Raw genomic sequence first — 17529 nt, forward strand, 5'->3', positions numbered from 1 at the left:
CTCCCGCCGTCGTGGATAGGCTTAGCGAATGGCCGTTCTCCCGATTCGGATCTCCGGTGAGCCGGTTCTGCACTCGCCCGCAGAGCCCGTGCGCGAGATCGACGACACGCTGCGCACCCTCGTCGCCGACATGTACGAGACCATGGACGCAGCTCCCGGGGTCGGCCTCGCCGGACCCCAGGTGGGGGTGCCGCTCCGGCTGTTCGTGTTCAGCTACGTCGAGCCGGGCGACGAGGCAGAGGCCGACGTCGTCTACCGCGGGGTCGCCATCAACCCCGAGCTCTTCATCACGCCGACCTCCACCGAGCCGGCCGATCCCGACACCGAGTCGGAGGGCTGCCTCTCGTTCCCGGGCGAGCGCTTCCCGCTCGTCCGCGGCGACGCCGCCATCCTGCGCGCGGTGGATCTCGACGGGGAGCCGTTCGAGATCGAGGCCGAGGGGTGGCTCGCCCGCATCTTCCAGCACGAGTTCGACCACCTCGAGGGCCGGCTCTACGTCGACCGCCTCGATCGGGTCTACGGCCGCGTGGTGCAGAAGATCGAGCGCAAGCGCGGGTGGGGCGTGCCGGGGAACGCCTGGCTACCGGGCGTCGACGACCTAGACGCGTAGCGCGCTCGAGGCGGCCGGTCTCGCGCTTCAGGTGACGGCGCGGATGGGGGCGGCCACGGCCGCTGCCGCGATCACGACCACGACGAACGGCACCCGCAGCGCGTAGAGCACAGCGGCGACGGCCACAGCCGGCAGCCGGGCGTCGACCTGGATGCTCTGACCCGCTCCCAGGGTCTGCACGGCGATGAGGGCCGCCAGGAGGGCGGCTGTGAGCAGGTTCGCCGTGCGGGCGACCGTGGGGTGCTCGAACGCGCGCGGAGGCACCAGGTAGCCGACGGTCTTGAGCGCGAGGCACACGATCGAGGCCAGGATGACGATCTGCCAGGTGGTCATGCCGTCGTCCCCTTCCGCGCGAAGAGGTTGAAGCCGCCGATCACGATCGCCACGACCGCAGCGACGATCACCGGCAGTCCGGGCATCAGCCACGGCGTCAGGAGGGTCGCCACGACGGCCGCACCCACCGCGACGGCCTGGGTCTGCCGTTCCTTGAGGCGGGGCCACAGGAGCCCCAGGAAGGCCGCTGCGGCGGCGGCGTCGAGCCCGTAGGCGCTCACGTCGCCGAGCAGGTCGCCGATGAGCGCCCCGATCAGGGTGGTGAGGTTCCAGCCGAGGTAGATCACGATCCCGGTCACCCAGAACCCGTACCGCTGCGCCGGGAGGGAGGACTGGGCGCTCGCCACCGCAACGGACTCGTCGATCGTGAGCTGGGCCGCCGCGGCGCGCCGGAAGAAGCCCGGGCCGATGATCGGCGCCATCCGGATCGAATAGAAGACGTTGCGCGTTCCGAGGAGCGCTGCGCTCGTGACGGCCGCTCCCCCGGCTGCCAGGCCGCCGGAGGCCAGCACGCCGATGAGGGCGAACTGCGAGCCGCCCGTGAACATGACGAGGCTGAGGAAGCAGGTCTGCCAGATGTCGAGGCCTGAGACGGTGGCGAGGGCGCCGAACGAGATCCCGTAGGCGGCGGTCGCGAAACCCACCGCGAGGGCGGCTCGCAGAGCTTTCTTCTCGTCTGCACTGCGCTCGCCCACCCGACGATGATGACAGACCCGCCGACCCGGACCCGACCCAGGGTGCCGCTGCGAGGCATCCGGGGGCCATGAATCGCGGATTGGCAACCCCTGAGGGCGGCCGCTCCGCGGGATTGGCCGATGGCCAGGATCTTCGCCGCGAAGGCCGACGAGCTCGTCGATCGCGGTGAGACCGTGTCGGCACACGGAAAAGACCCCGCGGGTGGAGCCGCGGGGCCTTCGCTCCCCGACTTGGACTCGAACCAAGAACCTGCCGGTTAACAGCCGGCTGCTCTGCCAGTTGAGCTATCGAGGAATGCTGCCGAAGAAGCGTCAATTACATTACCACCGTTTTCGACCACCCTCGGACACGGCACCCGGAATCGACCGCTGAGGAGCGACTCAGTACCCCGACGCCGGGTCGACCCGGCCCTGGAAATCGCCCTCCGAGAGGAAGGCGCGCACGTTGTGGCGGAGTCGCTCGGCGAGGAGCAGGGACGTCATCTCCGGCGTGTCGGCGGTGTGCGGGGTGATGATCGCGCCGGGAGCGCTCCAGAGCGGATGCCCGTCCGGCAGCGGCTCCGGATCGGTCACGTCGAGAGCGGCTCCGGCGATCCGGCCGGCCATGAGGGCCTCGACGAGGGCATCCGTCTCGATCAGGCCCCCGCGAGCGATGTTGACGACGTAGGCCGAATCACGCATGAGCTCGAACTCCCGGGCGCCGAGCATCCGGCTCGTGCCCTCGGCGGTGAGTGCCGCCGCCAGGACGACCACGTCGGCCTCGGGGAGCACCTCGTGCAGGAGGTCGCTCGACACCGTGCGGCCGGCCGCGGCGACCGGGTCGCTCGAGCGCCGCACCACCGTCGACCGCACCCCGAACGGCTCCAGCAGCCGCAGGAGCTCGAGCGCGATGCCCCCGGCTCCCACGATCACGACGTTCAGACCGTAGAGGGACGTGCCGGCTTTGGGGCCCCAGCTGCGGGCGCCCACCCGCGTCGGGAGATCGCGCAGCAGCGCGAGCATGAGCGTGAGGGCGTGCTCGGCGACGGGCTGGGCGTAGGCGCCCTTCGCGCTCGTCCAGATCAGGCGAGGGCGCGGCGAGGCCGCCTCACGGGCGAGCACGTCGGCGAAGGCGTCGACCCCGGCCCAGGGCAGCTGCACCCACTCGACACCGGGATGCGCGTCGAACGCGCGCGCGAACTCCTCGGCTCCCGCCTGGTCGAGCCAGACGATGCCGCGGGTCTCGGGCGAGAGCTCGGCGACGGTGCCGCCGGCGGACTCGATCGCCCGGGCGAACAGCGGCGACGGTGTCGGGAGGATGGCGATCGGCCCGGGTGTGGGCCGTTCGTGGTCGGGGACGACCTCCGTGCGCGCTGACAGGACCGCGCGGTGCTGCGCCGGACGAGAAGTCATCGGGCGTCGTCCCCGTCGCCGGCGACTCCCCCGGCGATCCCGTTCTCGCCGGCCGCAGCATCCTCGATGTCGTAGTCGTCCTCGAACCGGTCGTCCTCGAACTCGTCGTCCTCGTCGTCCTCGACTTCGTGGTCGTCCGCGTGCAGCTCCTCGTGGTCGTGGAGCTCCGCGGCGAGACTCGCCACGTAGGGATGACGCGGGTCGTCGAAGACCTCGTCCATGGTCCCGAGACCCACCACGACGCCCTCATGGATGACGGCGACGCGGTCGACCGCCCGCCGCAGCGACTCCAGGTCGTGGCTCACGATCAGGGCGCTCGCGCCTCGCGACCGCTGCAGGCCGGCGATGACGTCGATGACCGCGCCGCGCACCGAGACGTCGACCCCGGCGGTGGGCTCGTCGGCGATCAGCAGCACGGGGTCGAGGATGAGCCCTCTGGCCACGGCGACGCGCTGGCGCTGGCCGCTCGAGAGCTCGTGCGGCTGCTTCAGCATCGTGCCGACCGGAAGCAGGAGCGCGTCGACGAGGGTGGCGGCCCTGAGGCCCGCCTCGTTGCGGTCGAAGCGCTTGTCGCGGAGGAACAGCGGCTCGGCCACGAGCTCGGCGACCGTCATGTTCGAGGTCAGCCGGGAACCGGCGTCCTGGGCCACGTAGCCCACACCGAGGGTGAACTCGGCGAGCTTGCGGCGCTTGAGGCCGCGCATCTCGTAGCCCAGCACCTCGAGGCTGCCGCCGACCACGCGCGGCGAACCGTCGTTGCCGGTGCGCACCGCGGCCTGGCCGGAGGCGACCTGGGCGAGAGTCGACTTGCCCGATCCGCTCGACCCCACGAGCCCCACGATCTCGCCGGGGGCGACCGTGAGGGTGACGCCTCTGACGGCCGTGTGCGCCGCACTCACACTGTGTGCGGGGTACTCGATGGTCACGTCGGAGGCATGGAGGATGTGTCGGTCGGCCATTGCACAGAGCCTAGGCGCTCACCACTATTCCGCCAGGAAGGCGCGTCGGTCGGCCTCGAGTTGCACGAGCTGCACCTGCACCTCGCGGTAGGCCGCGGGGTCGGCCACCGCGTCGGTGCGCTGCAGGCGGCCGAGCAGCAGCTCCTTGCGGCGAAGGATGTCGCGCTCGATGAGGGAGATCGTGATGCGGCGGAGGTAGAGCTCGACCTGCCGCTCGGGGCGCTCGGGGATGGGCGCCACGGCGAGCTGCTCCACGAGCGAGCGGTACTCCTCGGGCACGTCGTTCTGCACCACCGTCATCCAGTCCGGCCGCTCGAAGGAGTCGACGTTCCGGCCCACCGAGTCGCGCACCGCGGCGAGGGCGGGGTGGCTGAAGCCGCAGACGCTCGCCTGCACGAGGAGGTCGCGGCCGATCGCCACCGGTGCCTGCAGGATGGCCATGAGGGCGTCGCGCTCGGTGCGCACGGCCGTGGTGGAAGGCAGCTGGGTGAGCGACACGCTCGGCCGCTGCTCGATCGGTGCGAGGCTCGTGACCGAGTCGATGAGCGGATCGGCCGCCGGCGACGTGGCACCCGGCCCCCCGGACGCACCGGAGCCGCCCGCAGGTAGTGCCGCGCGGTCGCGAGGGTCGACACGACCACTGGGGTTGCCGGCGCGGTCGCCCGACCGGTCTCCCCCGCGCTCGTTGCCGCTGCGGCCTCGCGCCACGGCCGCGTTGACCTCGTCGAGCTCCAGGCCGAGCATCTTCGCGAGCTGCCGCGCGTAGCCCGGCCGCACCGCGGGGTCGCGGATCTCGGCCACGATGGGCGCCGCATCGCGCAGCGCCGCCACCCGCCCCTCGACCGTCTCGAGGTCGTAGGCCGAGAGCTTCTGCTTGATGACGAACTCGAACATCGGCCGCTTGCCCTTGACCAGCCGCCGCACGGCGTCGTCGCCCTTGGCCAGGCGGAGGTCGCACGGGTCGAGACCGTCGGGCGCGACGGCCACATAGGTCTGAGCAGCGAAGCGCTGCTCCTCGCTGAACGCGCGGAGGGCGGCCTTCTGGCCCGCCGCATCCGGATCGAAGGTGAACACGACCTCGCCGAGGCCCGCCGAGTCGTCGGCGAGCACACGGCGCATGATCTTGATGTGGTCGACGCCGAACGAGGTGCCGCAGGTGGCGACGGCGGTGGTGACGCCCGCGAGGTGGCAGGCCATCACGTCGGTGTAGCCCTCGACCACGACCACCTGGCGGCTGCGCGAGATGTCGCGCTTGGCGAGGTCGAGCCCGTAGAGCACCTGGGCCTTGTGGTAGACCGGCGTCTCGGGGGTGTTGAGGTACTTGGGGCCCTTGTCGTCGTCGAAGAGGCGGCGCGCGCCGAAGCCCACGGTCTGACCCGTCTGGTCGCGGATGGGCCAGATCAGCCGGCCACGGAAGCGATCGTAGGTGCCGCGGTCGCCCGCGCTCAGGAGCCCGGCGGCGGTGAGCTCGGCCTCGGTGAAACCGCGGCCCTTGAGATGCTTGCCCAGGTTGTCCCACCCCTGCGGGGCGTAGCCCACGCCGAAACGCGCAGCGGCCTGGGCATCGAAGCCGCGCTCCCCCAGGAAGGCGCGGCCGGCGTCGGCCCCCGGAGCGGTGAGCTGCTCGGCGAAGTACTCCCGGGCGGCCTCGTTGGCGGCGAGAAGGCGCGCTCGGTTGCCCTGGTCGCTCGGCGTGCCGCCGTCTTCGTAGTGCAGCTGGTAGCCGATCTTGGCGGCGAGTCGCTCGACGGCCTCGGAGAAGGTGACGTGGTCCATCTTCTGCAGGAAGGTGAAGACGTCCCCGCCCTCGCCGCAACCGAAGCAGTGGTAGAAGCCCACCTGCGGGCGCACGTGGAAGCTCGGTGAGCGCTCGTCGTGGAACGGGCAGAGCCCCTTCATCGAGCCCACGCCCGCGCTCTTCAAGGTGACGAAGTCGCCCACCACATCGGCGATGTTGGTGCGCGAGCGCACCTCGTCGATGTCGCCGCGGCGGATCAACCCTGCCATCGGGCTACGACGCGTTCCGGCCGGCCAGCGAGGGCGGCAGCGCCGCCCGCCCGGCAGAGGAGCCGCACAGCCGCTCGTGCCAGAGCACGGCGGTCTGGTCCGTGAGGCTCGCGACCTGGTCGACCACGACCCGGCGCCGTGCGGTGTCGTCGTCGGCTCCACGCCAGTCTCCCGCGAACGCCGCGTCGAGCGCGCTGCCACCTGACTCCCAGAGGGCGTCGGCGAGTTCCATCAGCAGCGTGCGCTGGTCGAGGTAGAGCGGCTGCCTGGCGTCGTTCGACATCACGAACACCGACACGATGCCCTTGAGCGTGGCGATCTCGGCGGCGACCCAGTCGGGCACCACGACGTTCGCCTTGTAGCGCGTGATGCTCGGCGTGGGGTAGGCCTCACGGGTGGCCCTCGTGGCCGCCCCGGCGAACCGGCCGATGAGCTGGCTCGTGAGGTTCTTGAGCTTCGCGTGGGCCTGCCGCGAGTCGTCCCACTCCGAGAGCCAGACCTGCAGCGAGTCGAGGCGCTCGAAGGCCTCGGAGAGCTCGTCGAGGGTGAAGCCGCCGCCGGCGCGCGCGTGGACGCTCCGCACGAGCGCCTCGTGGTCGACCCGGGCGCCGAGCACCTCGACCTCGATGTAGCCGTTCAGCACGGCGTCTTCGAAGTCGTGCACCGAGTAGGCGATGTCGTCCGACAGATCCATCACCTGGGCCTCCACACAGAGCGTGCGCTCGGGTGCACCCTGGCGGAGCCACTCGAAGACCTCCACGTCGTCGTCGTAGACGCCGTATTTGAGCCGGCCGCTCGGATCCTCGACCGGGCTCGCCGCGGTCCACGGGTACTTGCAGCTCGCATCGAGACTCGCACGGGTGAGGTTGAGGCCGTAGCTCTGGCCCGTCTCCCCCATGACCTTGGGCTCGAGCCGGCTGAGGATGCGCAGGCTCTGCGCGTTGCCTTCGAAGCCGCCGATCGACCGCGCCCACTCGTTGAGCGCCCTCTCCCCGTTGTGCCCGAACGGCGGATGCCCGAGGTCGTGCGCGAGGCACGCCGAGTCGACCACGTCGGGATCCAGGTCGAGGCTCGCCGCGAGCTCCCGGCCCACCTGCGCCACCTCGAGCGAGTGGGTGAGCCGGTTGCGCGCGAAGTCGGCGACCACGGCGGGGCTCAGCACCTGGGTCTTGGCGGCGAGACGGCGCAGCGACGACGAGTGCAGGATGCGCGCGCGGTCGCGCGCGAAGTCGCTGCGTCGGGTGTAGTGCTCTTCGGGGAGGAGCCGCTCGGCGTCGGCGTCGGCGTAGCCCTTGGTGGGCGCATAGGTCGTGAGGTCGAGGGCGTCAGCCACCGCTGTGTTCCCGTTCTGCCGCGGCGAGGTCGGCCCGTCCGGCCCGTTCGAGGTCTCGGGAGGCCAGCCAGTTCTCGGGCAGCGCCGGCTTCTTCGGGCTGCCGGCACGACCGCGCGGTCCCTCCGCATCGCGGCCCGGGTAGGGCTCGGACCAGTCGAGGGTGGCGAGGATCTCGTCCATCTCGTCGAGCGAGCCGACCGTGCTGAGCGAGGCGCGCACCTCATGACCGGCCGGATAGCCCTTGAGGTACCACGCGACGTGCTTGCGGATGTCACGGCACGCCCTTCCCTCGTCGCCGAAGAACTCCACGAGCAGCTCGGCGTGCCGGCGCAGGGTCTTCACCGCGTCGCCGAGCGAGGGCGCCGCACGGAGCCGCGCCGCCTCCTCCTCCGAGATCTCGCCCGCGCGTGCCCGGAACGCAGCAGCGAGGTCGCCGAACAGCCAGGGGCGCCCGAGGCAACCCCGGCCCACCACGACGCCGTCGCAGCCCGTCTCGTCGACCATGCGCAGAGCATCCTCCCCCGACCAGATGTCGCCGTTGCCGAGCACCGGCACGCTCGAGACGGTCTCCTTGAGGCGGGCGATCGCCGACCAGTCGGCCTGGCCGCTGTAGAAGTCGGCCGCGGTGCGCGCGTGCAGCGCGATGGCCGCGACCCCTGCGCCCTCGGCGGCCTTCGCGGCCTCGAGGTAGGTGAGGTGGTCGGAGTCGATGCCCTTGCGCATCTTGACCGTCACCGGAATGTCTCCGGCCGCGTCGACCACGCGCTCCACGATCTCGCGGAACAGCCCCGTCTTCCACGGCAAGGCGGCTCCCCCGCCCTTGCGGGTGACCTTGGGCACCGGGCAGCCGAAGTTCATGTCGATGTGGTCGGTGCGGTCTTCGGCCACCAGTATGCGGGCGGCCTCGGCCATGGTGGCGGGGTCGACCCCGTAGAGCTGGATCGAGCGCGGTGTCTCGGAGGGGTGGTGCGTGATGAGGCGCATGGTGGCCTCATTGCGCTCGACGAGGGCGCGGCTCGTGATCATCTCGCTGACGTAGAGGCCGGCACCGAACTCCCGGCAGAGCCTGCGGAACGCTGTGTTGGTGATGCCGGCCATGGGCGCGAGCACGACCGGCACGTCGAGCCGGATGGGCCCGATCGAGAGCTTCTGGTCGGTGAGTGCTGAAGTGGACATCGGTATCGATTCTCCCAGACGAGGGCGGTGCTCCGGACGATTCCGGGAATCCTGTGGACGAAGCGGGCGTTGGCTCAGGATGTGAGTGACAAGACGGGGACCGACCGGGTACGCGAGCACGCCGATCAGCTGGGGCTGGAGGTGGAGATCGTGGAGCGCCCGCAGGCCGGTTCGCTGCAGGAGGCGGCGGAACTCCTGGGCCTTTTGCCCTCGGGCATTCTCAAGAGCCTCGTCGTGAAGCGCCACGACGGCGACTTCCTGTTCGCCCTCATCCCGGGAGACCGGCAGATCAGCTGGCCGAAACTGCGCTCCCTCGTGGGCGTCAACCGCCTGGCCATGCCGCACCAGGACGTCGCGCTCGAGGCCACGGGCTACGAGCGGGGCACGATCACCCCGCTCGGCAGCACGACCGCATGGCCGGTCTACCTCGACGAGTCGTTCCGCGGCCGCCGGGTGGCGATGGGCGCGGGAGCGCACGGCCACAGCGCGTTCGTCGAGGCGGATGCCCTCGCGGCGGCCATGGACGCCACGGTCGCCGACATCTCGGAGCCGGTCACTCCGCGCTGACTCCGGCGTGCTCGGGGGTCTGGAAGTCGGCCTCCGTGGTGCCTGAGTCAGCTGCGGGCTCCGTGGTGCCTGAGACAGCTGCGGCCCCCGGGATGGCGCAGCTGTCGCCCTCGCAGTTCATGCCCGCGCCGCCGACCATCGTGAGCCCGGTCATGCCCCCACCTCGGTGCGCTCGCCCGCGACCTGCTCGAGCACCTGCACGAATGCGGCGGCCTCCTGGGCTCCCGAGATGCCGTAGCGCCCGTCGATCACGAAGAACGGCACACCCTGGATGCCGTAGGCCTGGGCCTGCCGCTGGTCGGCGTGCACGTCCTCGAGGAACTCGTCCGAGTTCAGCGACCGCAGCACGTCCTCCCGGTCGAGCCCGATCTCGGCGGCCAGATCGGCGAGGTCCTCCACCCGGCCCACGTGCCGGCCGTCGACGAAGTACGCCTTGAGGAGGCGCTCCTTCGCGGCCAGCTGCACGCCGTGCGCTTTGGCGTAGTGGATGAGCTGGTGCGCCTTCACCGTGTTGGTGTGCTTGACCTCGTCGAAGTCGTAGTCGAGTCCGACGGACGCGGCGATGCCCGTGACGCGCTCGAGCATCTGGGTGACCTGCTCCACCGGCATGCCCTTCCGCGCGGCGAGGTAGTCGGTGGTCGAGCCGTCGAAGTCGACCGGTGTGTCCGGAGAGAGCTCGAAGCTGTGGTACTCGATCTCGACCGGCAGGGCGTCGACGCCGGCGGAGTACTCCTCGAGCCCGTGCTCGAGCTTGCGCTTGCCGATGTAGCACCAGGGGCAGGCGATGTCGGACCAAATGTCGATCTTGATGGAATCACTCACGACAGACCCAACGCGCGAGGCGGCATCCCCATTCCTCGCCGGCCGCCAGCCGTCAACCGTCGGTCTTCGGCGCGTCGACCGCGCCGCCGAAGCGGCGGTTGCGGCCGGCGTAGTGCTCGATGGCCTGCCAGAGGTCGACACGGCTGAAGTCGGGCCAGAGGCGATCGAGGAACACCATCTCGGCGTAGGCCGACTGCCACGGCAGGAAGTTGGAGGTGCGCTGCTCCCCCGAGCTCCGCACGAAGAGGTCGACATCGGGCAGGTCGGGCACGTAGAGGTGCTTCTGGATCAGCTTCTCGGACACGGCAGAGGGCCGGATGCGGCCGGCGGCCACGTCGTCGGCGATCGCGCGCACGGCATCCGCGATCTCGGTGCGGCCGCCGTAGTTGACGCACATCGTGAGGGTGAGGGTGCTGTTGTGGGCCGTCATGCGCTCGGCGAGCTGCAGCTCGTTGATGACGCTCGCCCAGAGCCTCGGCTTGCGGCCGGCCCAGCGGATGCGCACACCCCATTCGTTCAGCTGGTCGCGCCGGCGGTGCAGCACCTCGCGGTTGAAGCCCATCAGGAAGCGCACCTCCTCGGGCGAACGCTTCCAGTTCTCGGTGGAGAAGGCGTAGACGCTCACGTGCTGCACACCGATCTGGATTGCGCCTGCCACGACGTCCAGGAGCGCCGCCTCGCCGGCCCGGTGACCCTCGATGCGGGTGAGGCCGCGATGGTTGGCCCACCGGCCGTTGCCGTCCATGACGATCGCCACGTGCTCGGGCACCGAGGCGAGGGGCACGGCCGGCGGCTGGAGGCCGGTCCAGTCGAGTGCGCGGAACGGCTCGGCAGGCGGCGGGGACTTGCGGACTCGGCTCACGGACACTCTTTCGCCATCGGGGGCACGGTCAGGAGACCGGCCGGGCGGCGCGGGGCCGGTGGTCCGGGCCCTCGATCCGCTCGACGTGCTCGAGCGAGCGGAGACCGCGCTCGAGGTGCCACTGGGTGTACGCCGACACGATACCGCTCGCGCGTGCGCGGGTGCCGGGAGCGGCCGCGTCGACCACCGCCCAGTCGCCCGTGAGGAGCGCGGCGAGCAGCTCGAGGGTGCCCGGATCGAGCCGAGGGGTGCCGGGAGGCGCCACCTGGTCGCTCACGACGCCGCCGAGCTGCACCACGAACGCCGAGTGCGGCCCCGCCTCGCCCGTGACGGCGCAGTCGTGGAAGCTCGGGGCCCAGCCCGCCATCGAGAGCGCCCGCAGCAGGTAGGAGTCGAGGGTCGACGTGACGCCGTGCTCGCGCCGGGCGAGCGAGCGGAGCGCCCCGACCAGCAGCAGGTACTGCTGCAGCGAGGGCTCGTGCTCGGTGACCTTGTCGGCCGTCTCCACCATGGCGCTGGCTGCCGTGTAGCTCGCGTAGTCGGCGGTGATCTCGGCGCCGTACGAACCGATGGTCACGGCCTGGGTGATGCTGTCGAGCGAGCGGCCCTCGTAGAACTGCACGTCGGCCACCATGAACGGCTCGAGCCGCGCCCCGAACTTCGAGGCGGTGCGCCGCACCCCGCGCGCGACGGCGCGCACCTTGCCGTGCTGCCGCGTCAGGAGCGTGACGATCCGGTCGGCCTCACCCAGCTTGTGGGTGCGCAGCACGACGGCTTCATCTCGGTAAACGGGCACCCGTCCAGTATCGCTCCTCGGCTCCCGCTCAGCGCAGCGCCCCGCGCAGAGAGCCCACCGTCTGCACACCGGGATCGCCGATGAGGCACGAAACACGGCGATCACCCAACATCCAGGAGTTCGCAGTGGGATGAAAGGTCATCAGGTCGAGCACCGAGTCATCGAAAGCGAGGCCGACGAACTCCGCATAGGGCCCCTTGCAGGCTTCCTCTGCTTCCGTCTTCGTGCCGATCAGATCGAATTCCGCCGATGTCAGCTCGAGGCTCGCAAAGACCTCGAAGTCGTGTGGTGCCCCGCAGTCCACCTTCGGAACATCTTCGACGAACAGATGACCGTCGTCGTTCAAGCACTCCCCGACGTCGAGCGAGAAAACGCTCTCGGTCGACGTCTCGGTCGACGGCGGCGCAGTCGCCTCAGGCATGGCCGTGTCGGCTGGCGTGGACACAGAAGACGGCGTTGTCTGCGTGGCACCACCGGGCGGTGCGGTCGGATCCGAACACGCTGCGAGACTGCCGGCGACCAAGACGAGACTGAGGACGTTGATGACCAGGAAACGAGATGCTGACATTTCCTCAGTATATCAAGATGTCGCTCAGAGAGCTTCGAGGGCCCGCCCGAGCTGCAGCGCGCCGAGGATGACGAAGAGCACCATCATGATGAGGCTGTTGTGCCGGATCAGCGCCGCCTTCGCCGAGGCGAGGCCGCTCGAGACGGTGCTCGAGTGCGAGGCCCCCACGACGGAGAGCACGATCAGGCCGAGGCACGACAGAAGTGCGAAGACCGCGGAGGCCACGACCACGAGCGGCCACTCGAGATCGGCCGTGCCGATGGCGGCGCCCGCGGCGATCGCGACCGGCACGTTCTTGATGTTCGCCACGCCGAGGAGCACCCCGAGCCCGGCCGCCTTGACCACGCCGAACGAGTCCATCGCCGCGAGCCACTTCGGCTCGGCGGGGGTGGCGCCCTTCCGGGGCCGCTTCTTCCAGCTGCGGTAGGCGAGGTAGAAGAACAGCGCCGCGAAGGCGAAGCCGATCACGATGTGGAACAGCTGCGCGAAGAACGAGTCGTTCTGGGTGGTGCCCTTCGATCCCGAGGCGAGGCCGAGCGTGAGCGCGAAGAAGGCCACGGCGAACGCTGCCGTGAAAGCGACGGCGTTCGCCCGGCCCTTCGGCCCGAGCAGCAGCGTGATCACGGCCACGAGCGGCATCGGCGAGATGATCACCGCGAAGGCGAGCGGGAGGATCTCCCCGAGCACTGTCAGCATGCGCTCATGCTAGTGCCCGGGGAGAACGTCCCGCGGGGTCAGACGGCGGCGAGCTCGCGGTCGGCGTCGCGCACCCGGAGGGCGCGGTTGACGGCCGAGACGACGGCCTTCAACGACGCGGTCGAGATGTCGGCGTCGATGCCCACGCCCCACAGCCGCGTGCCGTCGACCTGCAGCTCCACGTAGGCCGCGGCCAGCGCGTCGCCCGAGGCGCTCAGCGCGTGCTCGACGTAGTCGTAGAGCTTGATCTCGATGCCCTGCTCGCTCATCACGTTGAGGAACGCCGCGATGGGTCCGTTGCCGGTGGCGCCGGTCTCGACGACCTGCTCGCCGTTGCGCAGCTCGACCTCGAGCGAGACGGATCCCGAGAGGTCGCTGGCCGTGCGGGTGCGGGTGAGCTCGAACCGGCCCCACTTCTCCTCGGCGCGGTCGGCGGGAGCCGGCAGGTACTCGTCCTGGAAGATCGTCCAGATCTGGTCGCTCGTGACCTCGCCGCCCTCGGCATCCGTCTTCGCCTGCACGACGCCGGAGAACTCGATCTGCAGCTTCCGCGGCAGGTCGAGCGCGTGGTCGGTCTTCAGCAGGTAGGCCACGCCGCCTTTGCCCGACTGCGAGTTGACCCGGATGACCGCCTCGTAGGAGCGGCCCAGATCCTTCGGGTCGATCGGCAGGTAGGGAACGGCCCAGACCAAGTCGTCGACGTCTTTGCCCTGGGCGGCGGCGTCGGCGGCCATCGCCTCGAAGCCCTTCTTGATCGCATCCTGGTGCGAACCGCTGAAGGCCGTGTAGACCAGGTCTCCCGCCCACGGGCTCCGCTCGTGCACCTTGAGCTGGTTGCAGTACTCGGCGGTGCGGCGCACCTCGTCGAGGTCGCTGAAGTCGATCTGGGGGTCGATCCCCTGGGTGAACAGGTTGATGCCGAGCGCCACCAGGTCGACGTTGCCCGTGCGCTCTCCGTTGCCGAAGAGGCAGCCCTCGATGCGGTCTGCGCCGGCCAGGTAGCCGAGCTCGGCCGCGGCCACGGCCGTGCCGCGATCGTTGTGCGGGTGCAGTGAGATGATGACGTTCTCGCGGTGCGCGAGGTGCCGCCCCATCCACTCGATCGAGTCGGCGTAGACGTTGGGGGTGGCCATCTCGACGGTCGAGGGCAGGTTGATGATGACCTTGCGCTCGGGCGTCGGTTCGAAGACCTCGAGCACCTGGTTGCAGATGTCCACCGCGAACTCCAGCTCGGTGCCCGTGTAGCTCTCGGGAGAGTACTCGTAGTTGACGTCCGTCTCCGGGATCGACTTCTCGGCCTCGCGGCAGAGCCGGGCGCCCTCGAGGGCGATGTCGATGATGCCCTGCTTGTCGGTGCGGAACACGACGTCGCGCTGCAGGATGCTCGTGGAGTTGTAGAGGTGCACGATCGCCTGCTTCGCGCCCTTGATCGACTCGTAGGTGCGGTTGATCAGGTGCTCCCTGGCCTGGGTCAGCACCTGGATGGTCACGTCGTCCGGGATCGCGTTCTCCTCGATGAGGGAGCGCACGAAGTCGAAGTCGGTCTGCGAGGCGCTCGGGAAGCCGACCTCGATCTCCTTGTAGCCCATCTTCACGAGCAGGTCGAACATGATGCGCTTGCGCTCGGGGCTCATCGGGTCGATGAGGGCCTGGTTGCCGTCGCGGAGGTCGACGGCGCACCAGCGCGGCGCCTCGGTGATGCGCTTCGCGGGCCAGGTGCGGTCGGGCAGATCGACGGCGATCTGCTCGTGATAGGGCCGGTACTTGTGGATCGGCATGGCAGAGGCTGCCTGATTGTTCTTCATCGGTGCGTTCCCTCGTGGGTTGTGGTGTGGTCAGCCAATGGCGAACTCCGCGACGAGGGAGGCCTGAGAACTAGGACTCGTCGCGGCAGCTAAGAAGGAACAGACCGAAAAGCACGAGATCAGGCTAGCACGGCAGGTCCGGCGCCCGCGTGCCTGCGGGCCGCGCGGCCCGAGCTCCAGCGGAATCCCGGCCGGGACGCCTAGTCTGGAGCCACCGACAGGAGGCACGACATGGCTGTGACCAGCGAAGCGACCACCGTCTGGCACGGTGACCTGACCAGCGGGGCGGGGACCGTGACCCTCGACAGCTCCGGCGCCGCGAGCATGGCGGTGAACTGGAGAGCGCGGAGTGAGGGCGTCGCCGGCGACGCCGCCGTCTCGACCCCCGAGGAGCTCCTCGGCGCCGCGCACGCCTCGTGTTTCTCGATGGCCTTCGCGAACGCCTTGGCCGAGGCCGGCACTCCCCCGGAGTCGCTGCAGACCACCGCCGCCGTCACCTTCGACGTCGCCTCGGGCATCACCGGCAGCCACCTCCTCGTGAGCGCGATCGTGCCCGGGATCGACGAGGCCGCGTTCCAGCGGATCGCCGAGGAGGCCAAGGCAGGCTGCCCGGTCTCGCGAGCCCTCGCCGGTGTCCCGATCACCCTGGAAGCGAGCCTGGCATGACGAAGACCGTCCTGATCGCCGGTGGCTCCGGCTTCATCGGCACCGAGCTCGCCCGGCAGCTCGAGGCCGAAGGACACACCCCGCTCATCCTCGTGCGCCGGCCCGCGCGCACCGCCACCGAGCGCAGCTGGGATCCCGAGGCGGGCTGGATCAAGACCTCGATCATCGACGGCGTCGACGCCGTCGTCAATCTCTCCGGGGCGTCGATCTCGCGACTGCCGTGGACGCTGCCGTACAAGCGCGAGATCCTGCAGTCGCGGCTCCAGGCCACGGGCACCCTCGCCGAGGCGATCCGGCGTTCCGACTCCCCGCCCGCCGTGTTCCTGAGCGGCTCCGCCGTCGGCTTCTACGGCGACCGCCCCGGTGAGACCCTCACCGAGTCCTCCTCTCAAGGCACCGGATTCCTCGCGAAGGTCACCGACTCCTGGGAGCGCGCCGCCGCCCCGGCGGCGGAGGCGACCAGGGTCGTGACGATGCGCACAGGCCTCGTGATCGGCAAGGGCGGTGGGGCACTCAAGCCGCTGGCCCTGATCGCCAAGGCGGGTCTCGCCGGCCCCCTCGGCTCCGGAGAGCAGATCTGGCCGTGGGTCAGCCTCCGCGACGAGGCAGCCGCCGTCCGGCACCTGCTCGACTCCTCGCTCGAGGGCCCGGTGAACCTCGTGGGGCCCCGGCCCGTGGCCGCCGCCGTGGTCGTGCGTGAGCTCACCGAGAAACTCGGCAAGCCGTACTGGCTGCCGGCTCCCGCGTGGGCGCTCAAGGCGGCGCTGGCCGACGCCGGCCGCGACCTGCTGCTCGCCGATCAGGACGTCTCGAGCCAGAAGCTCATGGCCGACGGCTTCGAGTTCGCCGACGGCACGATCGGTTCGGCGCTCGAACAGCTCTGATTCCCCTCCGGGCCTCAGCCGAGCATCAGCTCCGGGCCCTTGGCGTGCGCTCGAGGGCGATGGCGGTGCGGAGCGCCTGACGGGCGCGCCTCCGATCGCCCGAGGCATCGTAGGCGAGGCCGAGCCTGAACCAGGCGCGCCAGTCGGTCTCGTCCTTCTCCACGGCGTCCCGATAGAGCCCGAACGAGGCGTCGGCCGCGTCGCGCTCGGGGCGACCGCTCGCCCGCCTGGGCAGGTCGTCGACCGGAAGCTCGCCCTCGCGGTCCAGCTGCTCCACGAGCCGCTGGGTGCGGGCACCGAACATGAGTTCGCGCACGAGCGCCCACGCGCCGATGATCGGCAGCACGATGAGCGCCACCCCGATGACGATGCCGATCGGTTCGCCCGTGAGCACGAAGAGCACGGCCCGCTGAGCGACCAGCACGAGGTAGATCGCCAGAAGCACGGCCGTCAGGAGTGCGGCGACACGCCCCTTCACGGGTTCACGCTGGTGGCACCGGCGGCCTGCCCCGAGACGTTCTCGGGACCGGTCGCCGGACCGGCACCGTCGGCCACGGCGCCCTCTCCCGTCGGCGCAACCCCGCGACCGTCGAGATCGATGAGCTTGTCGAGCCCCACGACGACTCCCCGCGCCGAGACCGCGGCTCGGAGCGCCACACCGATCCCCGTGGCGTAGGCCGTGGGCGAGATGGTCTCGTGCGTGATGGTCAGCACCTCCCCCGTGCCGCCGAACACGACGTCCTGCTTCGCGACGACCCCGGCGAGCCGCAGGCTGTGGATCGGTATGCTCGCGACCTGCTGCCCGCGGGCCCGCTGGTCGGTATGTGGAGCGGAGACCGGTCCGATGGCTGCTCGCGCATCGCCCATCAGCTCGGCGGTGCGCACGGCGGTGCCGGAGGGCGAGTCGACCTTCGTGGACGCGTGGGCCTCGATGATCTCGATCGAGTCGTAGAAGCGGGCGGCCATTGCGGCGAAGGAGGTGGCGAGCACCGAGCCGAGCGAGAAGTTGGGCACCACGACGACTCCGGATGCCGGGGGGTCGCCGAGCAGGCGACGAAGCCCCTTGAGACGGTCGGCCGACCAGCCCGAGGTGCCCACGAGCACCTGGCGGCCGTTCGCGACGGCGAACTCGACGACCTTCTGGCTGACGCCGGGCACGGTCACATCGACCACGAGTTCGGCAGCGAGCATCTCCTCGAGTGGGCTGCGGGAATCCAGCGACGCCACGAGCTCGAACTCGGCCGAGTCCTCCACGATGTCGGCGATAAGCCGCCCCAGCTTGCCCGTTGCGCCGACGACGGCGACCTTCGTAGTCATGCCACCAATCTACCCGGCGGGCGTGAACGACCGCCCGGAT

The 17529-nt window shown here is 70.4% G+C and carries 20 protein-coding genes and 1 tRNA gene; 4 read left to right on the forward strand and 17 right to left on the reverse strand.

The genetic code is table 11. The annotated features are described in order from the left end of the window. Nucleotides 1-28: 28 nt before the first annotated feature. The gene (gene def / locus N1028_RS09360) at nucleotides 29-610 is read left to right on the forward strand and encodes a peptide deformylase (protein ID WP_259526965.1); all 582 of its coding nucleotides are present in this window, start codon (nucleotides 29-31) and stop codon (nucleotides 608-610) included. A gap of 27 nt (nucleotides 611-637) precedes the next feature. Here the strand turns inward: def and N1028_RS09365 are convergent, their stop codons facing one another. The 8 genes from N1028_RS09365 to dusB form a co-directional block, all read right to left on the reverse strand. Continuing rightward, nucleotides 638-943 carry an AzlD domain-containing protein gene (locus N1028_RS09365; protein WP_259526973.1) on the reverse strand — a complete coding sequence of 102 codons (306 nt, stop codon included), beginning with the start codon at nucleotides 941-943 and terminating at the stop codon, nucleotides 638-640. After that, nucleotides 940-1638, reverse strand: coding sequence for an AzlC family ABC transporter permease (locus tag N1028_RS09370; RefSeq protein WP_259526975.1), 699 nt, complete (start codon nucleotides 1636-1638; stop codon nucleotides 940-942). Before N1028_RS09370 ends, N1028_RS09365 begins: the two co-directional genes overlap by 4 nt. Nucleotides 1639-1860: 222 nt before the next feature. Next, a tRNA-Asn gene (locus N1028_RS09375) sits at nucleotides 1861-1933 on the reverse strand. Nucleotides 1934-2019: 86 nt separating this feature from the next. Beyond that, a complete protein-coding gene (locus tag N1028_RS09380) occupies nucleotides 2020-3030 on the reverse strand; it encodes a D-isomer specific 2-hydroxyacid dehydrogenase family protein (protein ID WP_259526977.1) in 1011 nt (336 codons plus the stop codon). Beyond that, entirely contained in the window at nucleotides 3027-3989 is a 963-nt protein-coding gene (locus tag N1028_RS09385; RefSeq protein ID WP_259526984.1) for an ATP-binding cassette domain-containing protein, read from the reverse strand. Before N1028_RS09385 ends, N1028_RS09380 begins: the two co-directional genes overlap by 4 nt. A gap of 24 nt (nucleotides 3990-4013) precedes the next feature. Then, nucleotides 4014-5996, reverse strand: coding sequence for a DNA primase (dnaG, locus tag N1028_RS09390; RefSeq protein WP_259526986.1), 1983 nt, complete (start codon nucleotides 5994-5996; stop codon nucleotides 4014-4016). Nucleotides 5997-6000: 4 nt separating this feature from the next. Further along, nucleotides 6001-7329, reverse strand: a complete 1329-nt coding sequence (locus tag N1028_RS09395) for a deoxyguanosinetriphosphate triphosphohydrolase (RefSeq protein WP_259526988.1) — start codon at nucleotides 7327-7329, stop codon at nucleotides 6001-6003. Beyond that, nucleotides 7322-8506 carry a tRNA dihydrouridine synthase DusB gene (gene dusB / locus N1028_RS09400; RefSeq protein WP_259526995.1) on the reverse strand — a complete coding sequence of 395 codons (1185 nt, stop codon included), beginning with the start codon at nucleotides 8504-8506 and terminating at the stop codon, nucleotides 7322-7324. The genes N1028_RS09395 and dusB overlap by 8 nt, the downstream gene beginning before the upstream one ends. An 81-nt stretch (nucleotides 8507-8587) precedes the next feature. Between dusB and N1028_RS09405 the strand changes: the two genes are divergently transcribed. After that, nucleotides 8588-9073 (forward strand): aminoacyl-tRNA deacylase, encoded by a 486-nt coding sequence (locus tag N1028_RS09405; protein ID WP_259526997.1) that lies wholly within the window; start codon nucleotides 8588-8590, stop codon nucleotides 9071-9073. Here N1028_RS09405 and N1028_RS09410 read toward each other — a convergent pair. From N1028_RS09410 to leuA, 7 genes are read right to left on the reverse strand one after another with little or no spacing between them, the layout of a single operon-like run. Next, nucleotides 9060-9227 carry a hypothetical protein gene (locus N1028_RS09410; RefSeq protein ID WP_259526999.1) on the reverse strand — a complete coding sequence of 56 codons (168 nt, stop codon included), beginning with the start codon at nucleotides 9225-9227 and terminating at the stop codon, nucleotides 9060-9062. The genes N1028_RS09405 and N1028_RS09410 overlap by 14 nt on opposite strands. Next, complete coding sequence (locus N1028_RS09415) at nucleotides 9224-9895, reverse strand: DsbA family oxidoreductase (protein WP_259527001.1); 672 nt, start codon at nucleotides 9893-9895, stop codon at nucleotides 9224-9226. Before N1028_RS09415 ends, N1028_RS09410 begins: the two co-directional genes overlap by 4 nt. A 52-nt stretch (nucleotides 9896-9947) precedes the next feature. Continuing rightward, complete coding sequence (locus tag N1028_RS09420) at nucleotides 9948-10757, reverse strand: isoprenyl transferase (protein WP_259527002.1); 810 nt, start codon at nucleotides 10755-10757, stop codon at nucleotides 9948-9950. Between the two features lie 28 nt (nucleotides 10758-10785). Next, complete coding sequence (recO, locus tag N1028_RS09425) at nucleotides 10786-11553, reverse strand: DNA repair protein RecO (RefSeq protein WP_259527016.1); 768 nt, start codon at nucleotides 11551-11553, stop codon at nucleotides 10786-10788. 28 nt (nucleotides 11554-11581) lie between these two features. Further along, nucleotides 11582-12121: a septum formation family protein gene (locus N1028_RS09430; protein WP_259527026.1), complete on the reverse strand. Its 540-nt coding sequence runs from the start codon at nucleotides 12119-12121 to the stop codon at nucleotides 11582-11584. 24 nt (nucleotides 12122-12145) lie between these two features. After that, nucleotides 12146-12817 (reverse strand): GAP family protein, encoded by a 672-nt coding sequence (locus N1028_RS09435; RefSeq protein WP_259527028.1) that lies wholly within the window; start codon nucleotides 12815-12817, stop codon nucleotides 12146-12148. Between the two features lie 38 nt (nucleotides 12818-12855). Continuing rightward, nucleotides 12856-14622, reverse strand: coding sequence for a 2-isopropylmalate synthase (gene leuA / locus N1028_RS09440; RefSeq protein ID WP_259527029.1), 1767 nt, complete (start codon nucleotides 14620-14622; stop codon nucleotides 12856-12858). 231 nt (nucleotides 14623-14853) lie between these two features. On the opposite strand from leuA, the gene N1028_RS09445 reads away from it, so the two are divergent. After that, nucleotides 14854-15288 (forward strand): OsmC family peroxiredoxin, encoded by a 435-nt coding sequence (locus tag N1028_RS09445; protein ID WP_259527032.1) that lies wholly within the window; start codon nucleotides 14854-14856, stop codon nucleotides 15286-15288. Continuing rightward, the gene (locus tag N1028_RS09450; RefSeq protein WP_259527034.1) at nucleotides 15285-16172 is read left to right on the forward strand and encodes a TIGR01777 family oxidoreductase; all 888 of its coding nucleotides are present in this window, start codon (nucleotides 15285-15287) and stop codon (nucleotides 16170-16172) included. The genes N1028_RS09445 and N1028_RS09450 overlap by 4 nt, the downstream gene beginning before the upstream one ends. Nucleotides 16173-16197: 25 nt before the next feature. Here N1028_RS09450 and N1028_RS09455 read toward each other — a convergent pair whose 3' ends face one another. After that, on the reverse strand, nucleotides 16198-16650 hold the full coding sequence (locus N1028_RS09455) for a tetratricopeptide repeat protein (protein WP_259527036.1): 453 nt from the start codon (nucleotides 16648-16650) through the stop codon (nucleotides 16198-16200). Then, nucleotides 16647-17489 carry a 4-hydroxy-tetrahydrodipicolinate reductase gene (dapB, locus tag N1028_RS09460; protein ID WP_259527041.1) on the reverse strand — a complete coding sequence of 281 codons (843 nt, stop codon included), beginning with the start codon at nucleotides 17487-17489 and terminating at the stop codon, nucleotides 16647-16649. The genes N1028_RS09455 and dapB overlap by 4 nt, the downstream gene beginning before the upstream one ends. Nucleotides 17490-17529: the final 40 nt, after the last annotated feature.

The organism is Herbiconiux oxytropis (genome assembly GCF_024979315.1).
GTDB lineage: Bacteria > Actinomycetota > Actinomycetes > Actinomycetales > Microbacteriaceae > Herbiconiux > Herbiconiux oxytropis.

Excerpts from the sequence above, each read along its gene's own strand:
- dapB (WP_259527041.1), bottom strand. The coding sequence starts at position 17,489 with ATGACTACGAAGGTCGCCGTCGTCGGCGCAACGGGCAAGCTGGGGCGG.
- dusB (WP_259526995.1), bottom strand. The coding sequence starts at position 8,506 with ATGTCCACTTCAGCACTCACCGACCAGAAGCTCTCGATCGGGCCCATC.
- N1028_RS09450 (WP_259527034.1), top strand. The coding sequence starts at position 15,285 with ATGACGAAGACCGTCCTGATCGCCGGTGGCTCCGGCTTCATCGGCACC.
- N1028_RS09410 (WP_259526999.1), bottom strand. The coding sequence starts at position 9,227 with ATGACCGGGCTCACGATGGTCGGCGGCGCGGGCATGAACTGCGAGGGC.
- N1028_RS09435 (WP_259527028.1), bottom strand. The coding sequence starts at position 12,817 with ATGCTGACAGTGCTCGGGGAGATCCTCCCGCTCGCCTTCGCGGTGATC.
- N1028_RS09430 (WP_259527026.1), bottom strand. The coding sequence starts at position 12,121 with ATGTCAGCATCTCGTTTCCTGGTCATCAACGTCCTCAGTCTCGTCTTG.
- N1028_RS09380 (WP_259526977.1), bottom strand. The coding sequence starts at position 3,030 with ATGACTTCTCGTCCGGCGCAGCACCGCGCGGTCCTGTCAGCGCGCACG.
- def (WP_259526965.1), top strand. The coding sequence starts at position 29 with ATGGCCGTTCTCCCGATTCGGATCTCCGGTGAGCCGGTTCTGCACTCG.
- dnaG (WP_259526986.1), bottom strand. The coding sequence starts at position 5,996 with ATGGCAGGGTTGATCCGCCGCGGCGACATCGACGAGGTGCGCTCGCGC.
- N1028_RS09445 (WP_259527032.1), top strand. The coding sequence starts at position 14,854 with ATGGCTGTGACCAGCGAAGCGACCACCGTCTGGCACGGTGACCTGACC.
- leuA (WP_259527029.1), bottom strand. The coding sequence starts at position 14,622 with ATGAAGAACAATCAGGCAGCCTCTGCCATGCCGATCCACAAGTACCGG.
- N1028_RS09385 (WP_259526984.1), bottom strand. The coding sequence starts at position 3,989 with ATGGCCGACCGACACATCCTCCATGCCTCCGACGTGACCATCGAGTAC.
- N1028_RS09365 (WP_259526973.1), bottom strand. The coding sequence starts at position 943 with ATGACCACCTGGCAGATCGTCATCCTGGCCTCGATCGTGTGCCTCGCG.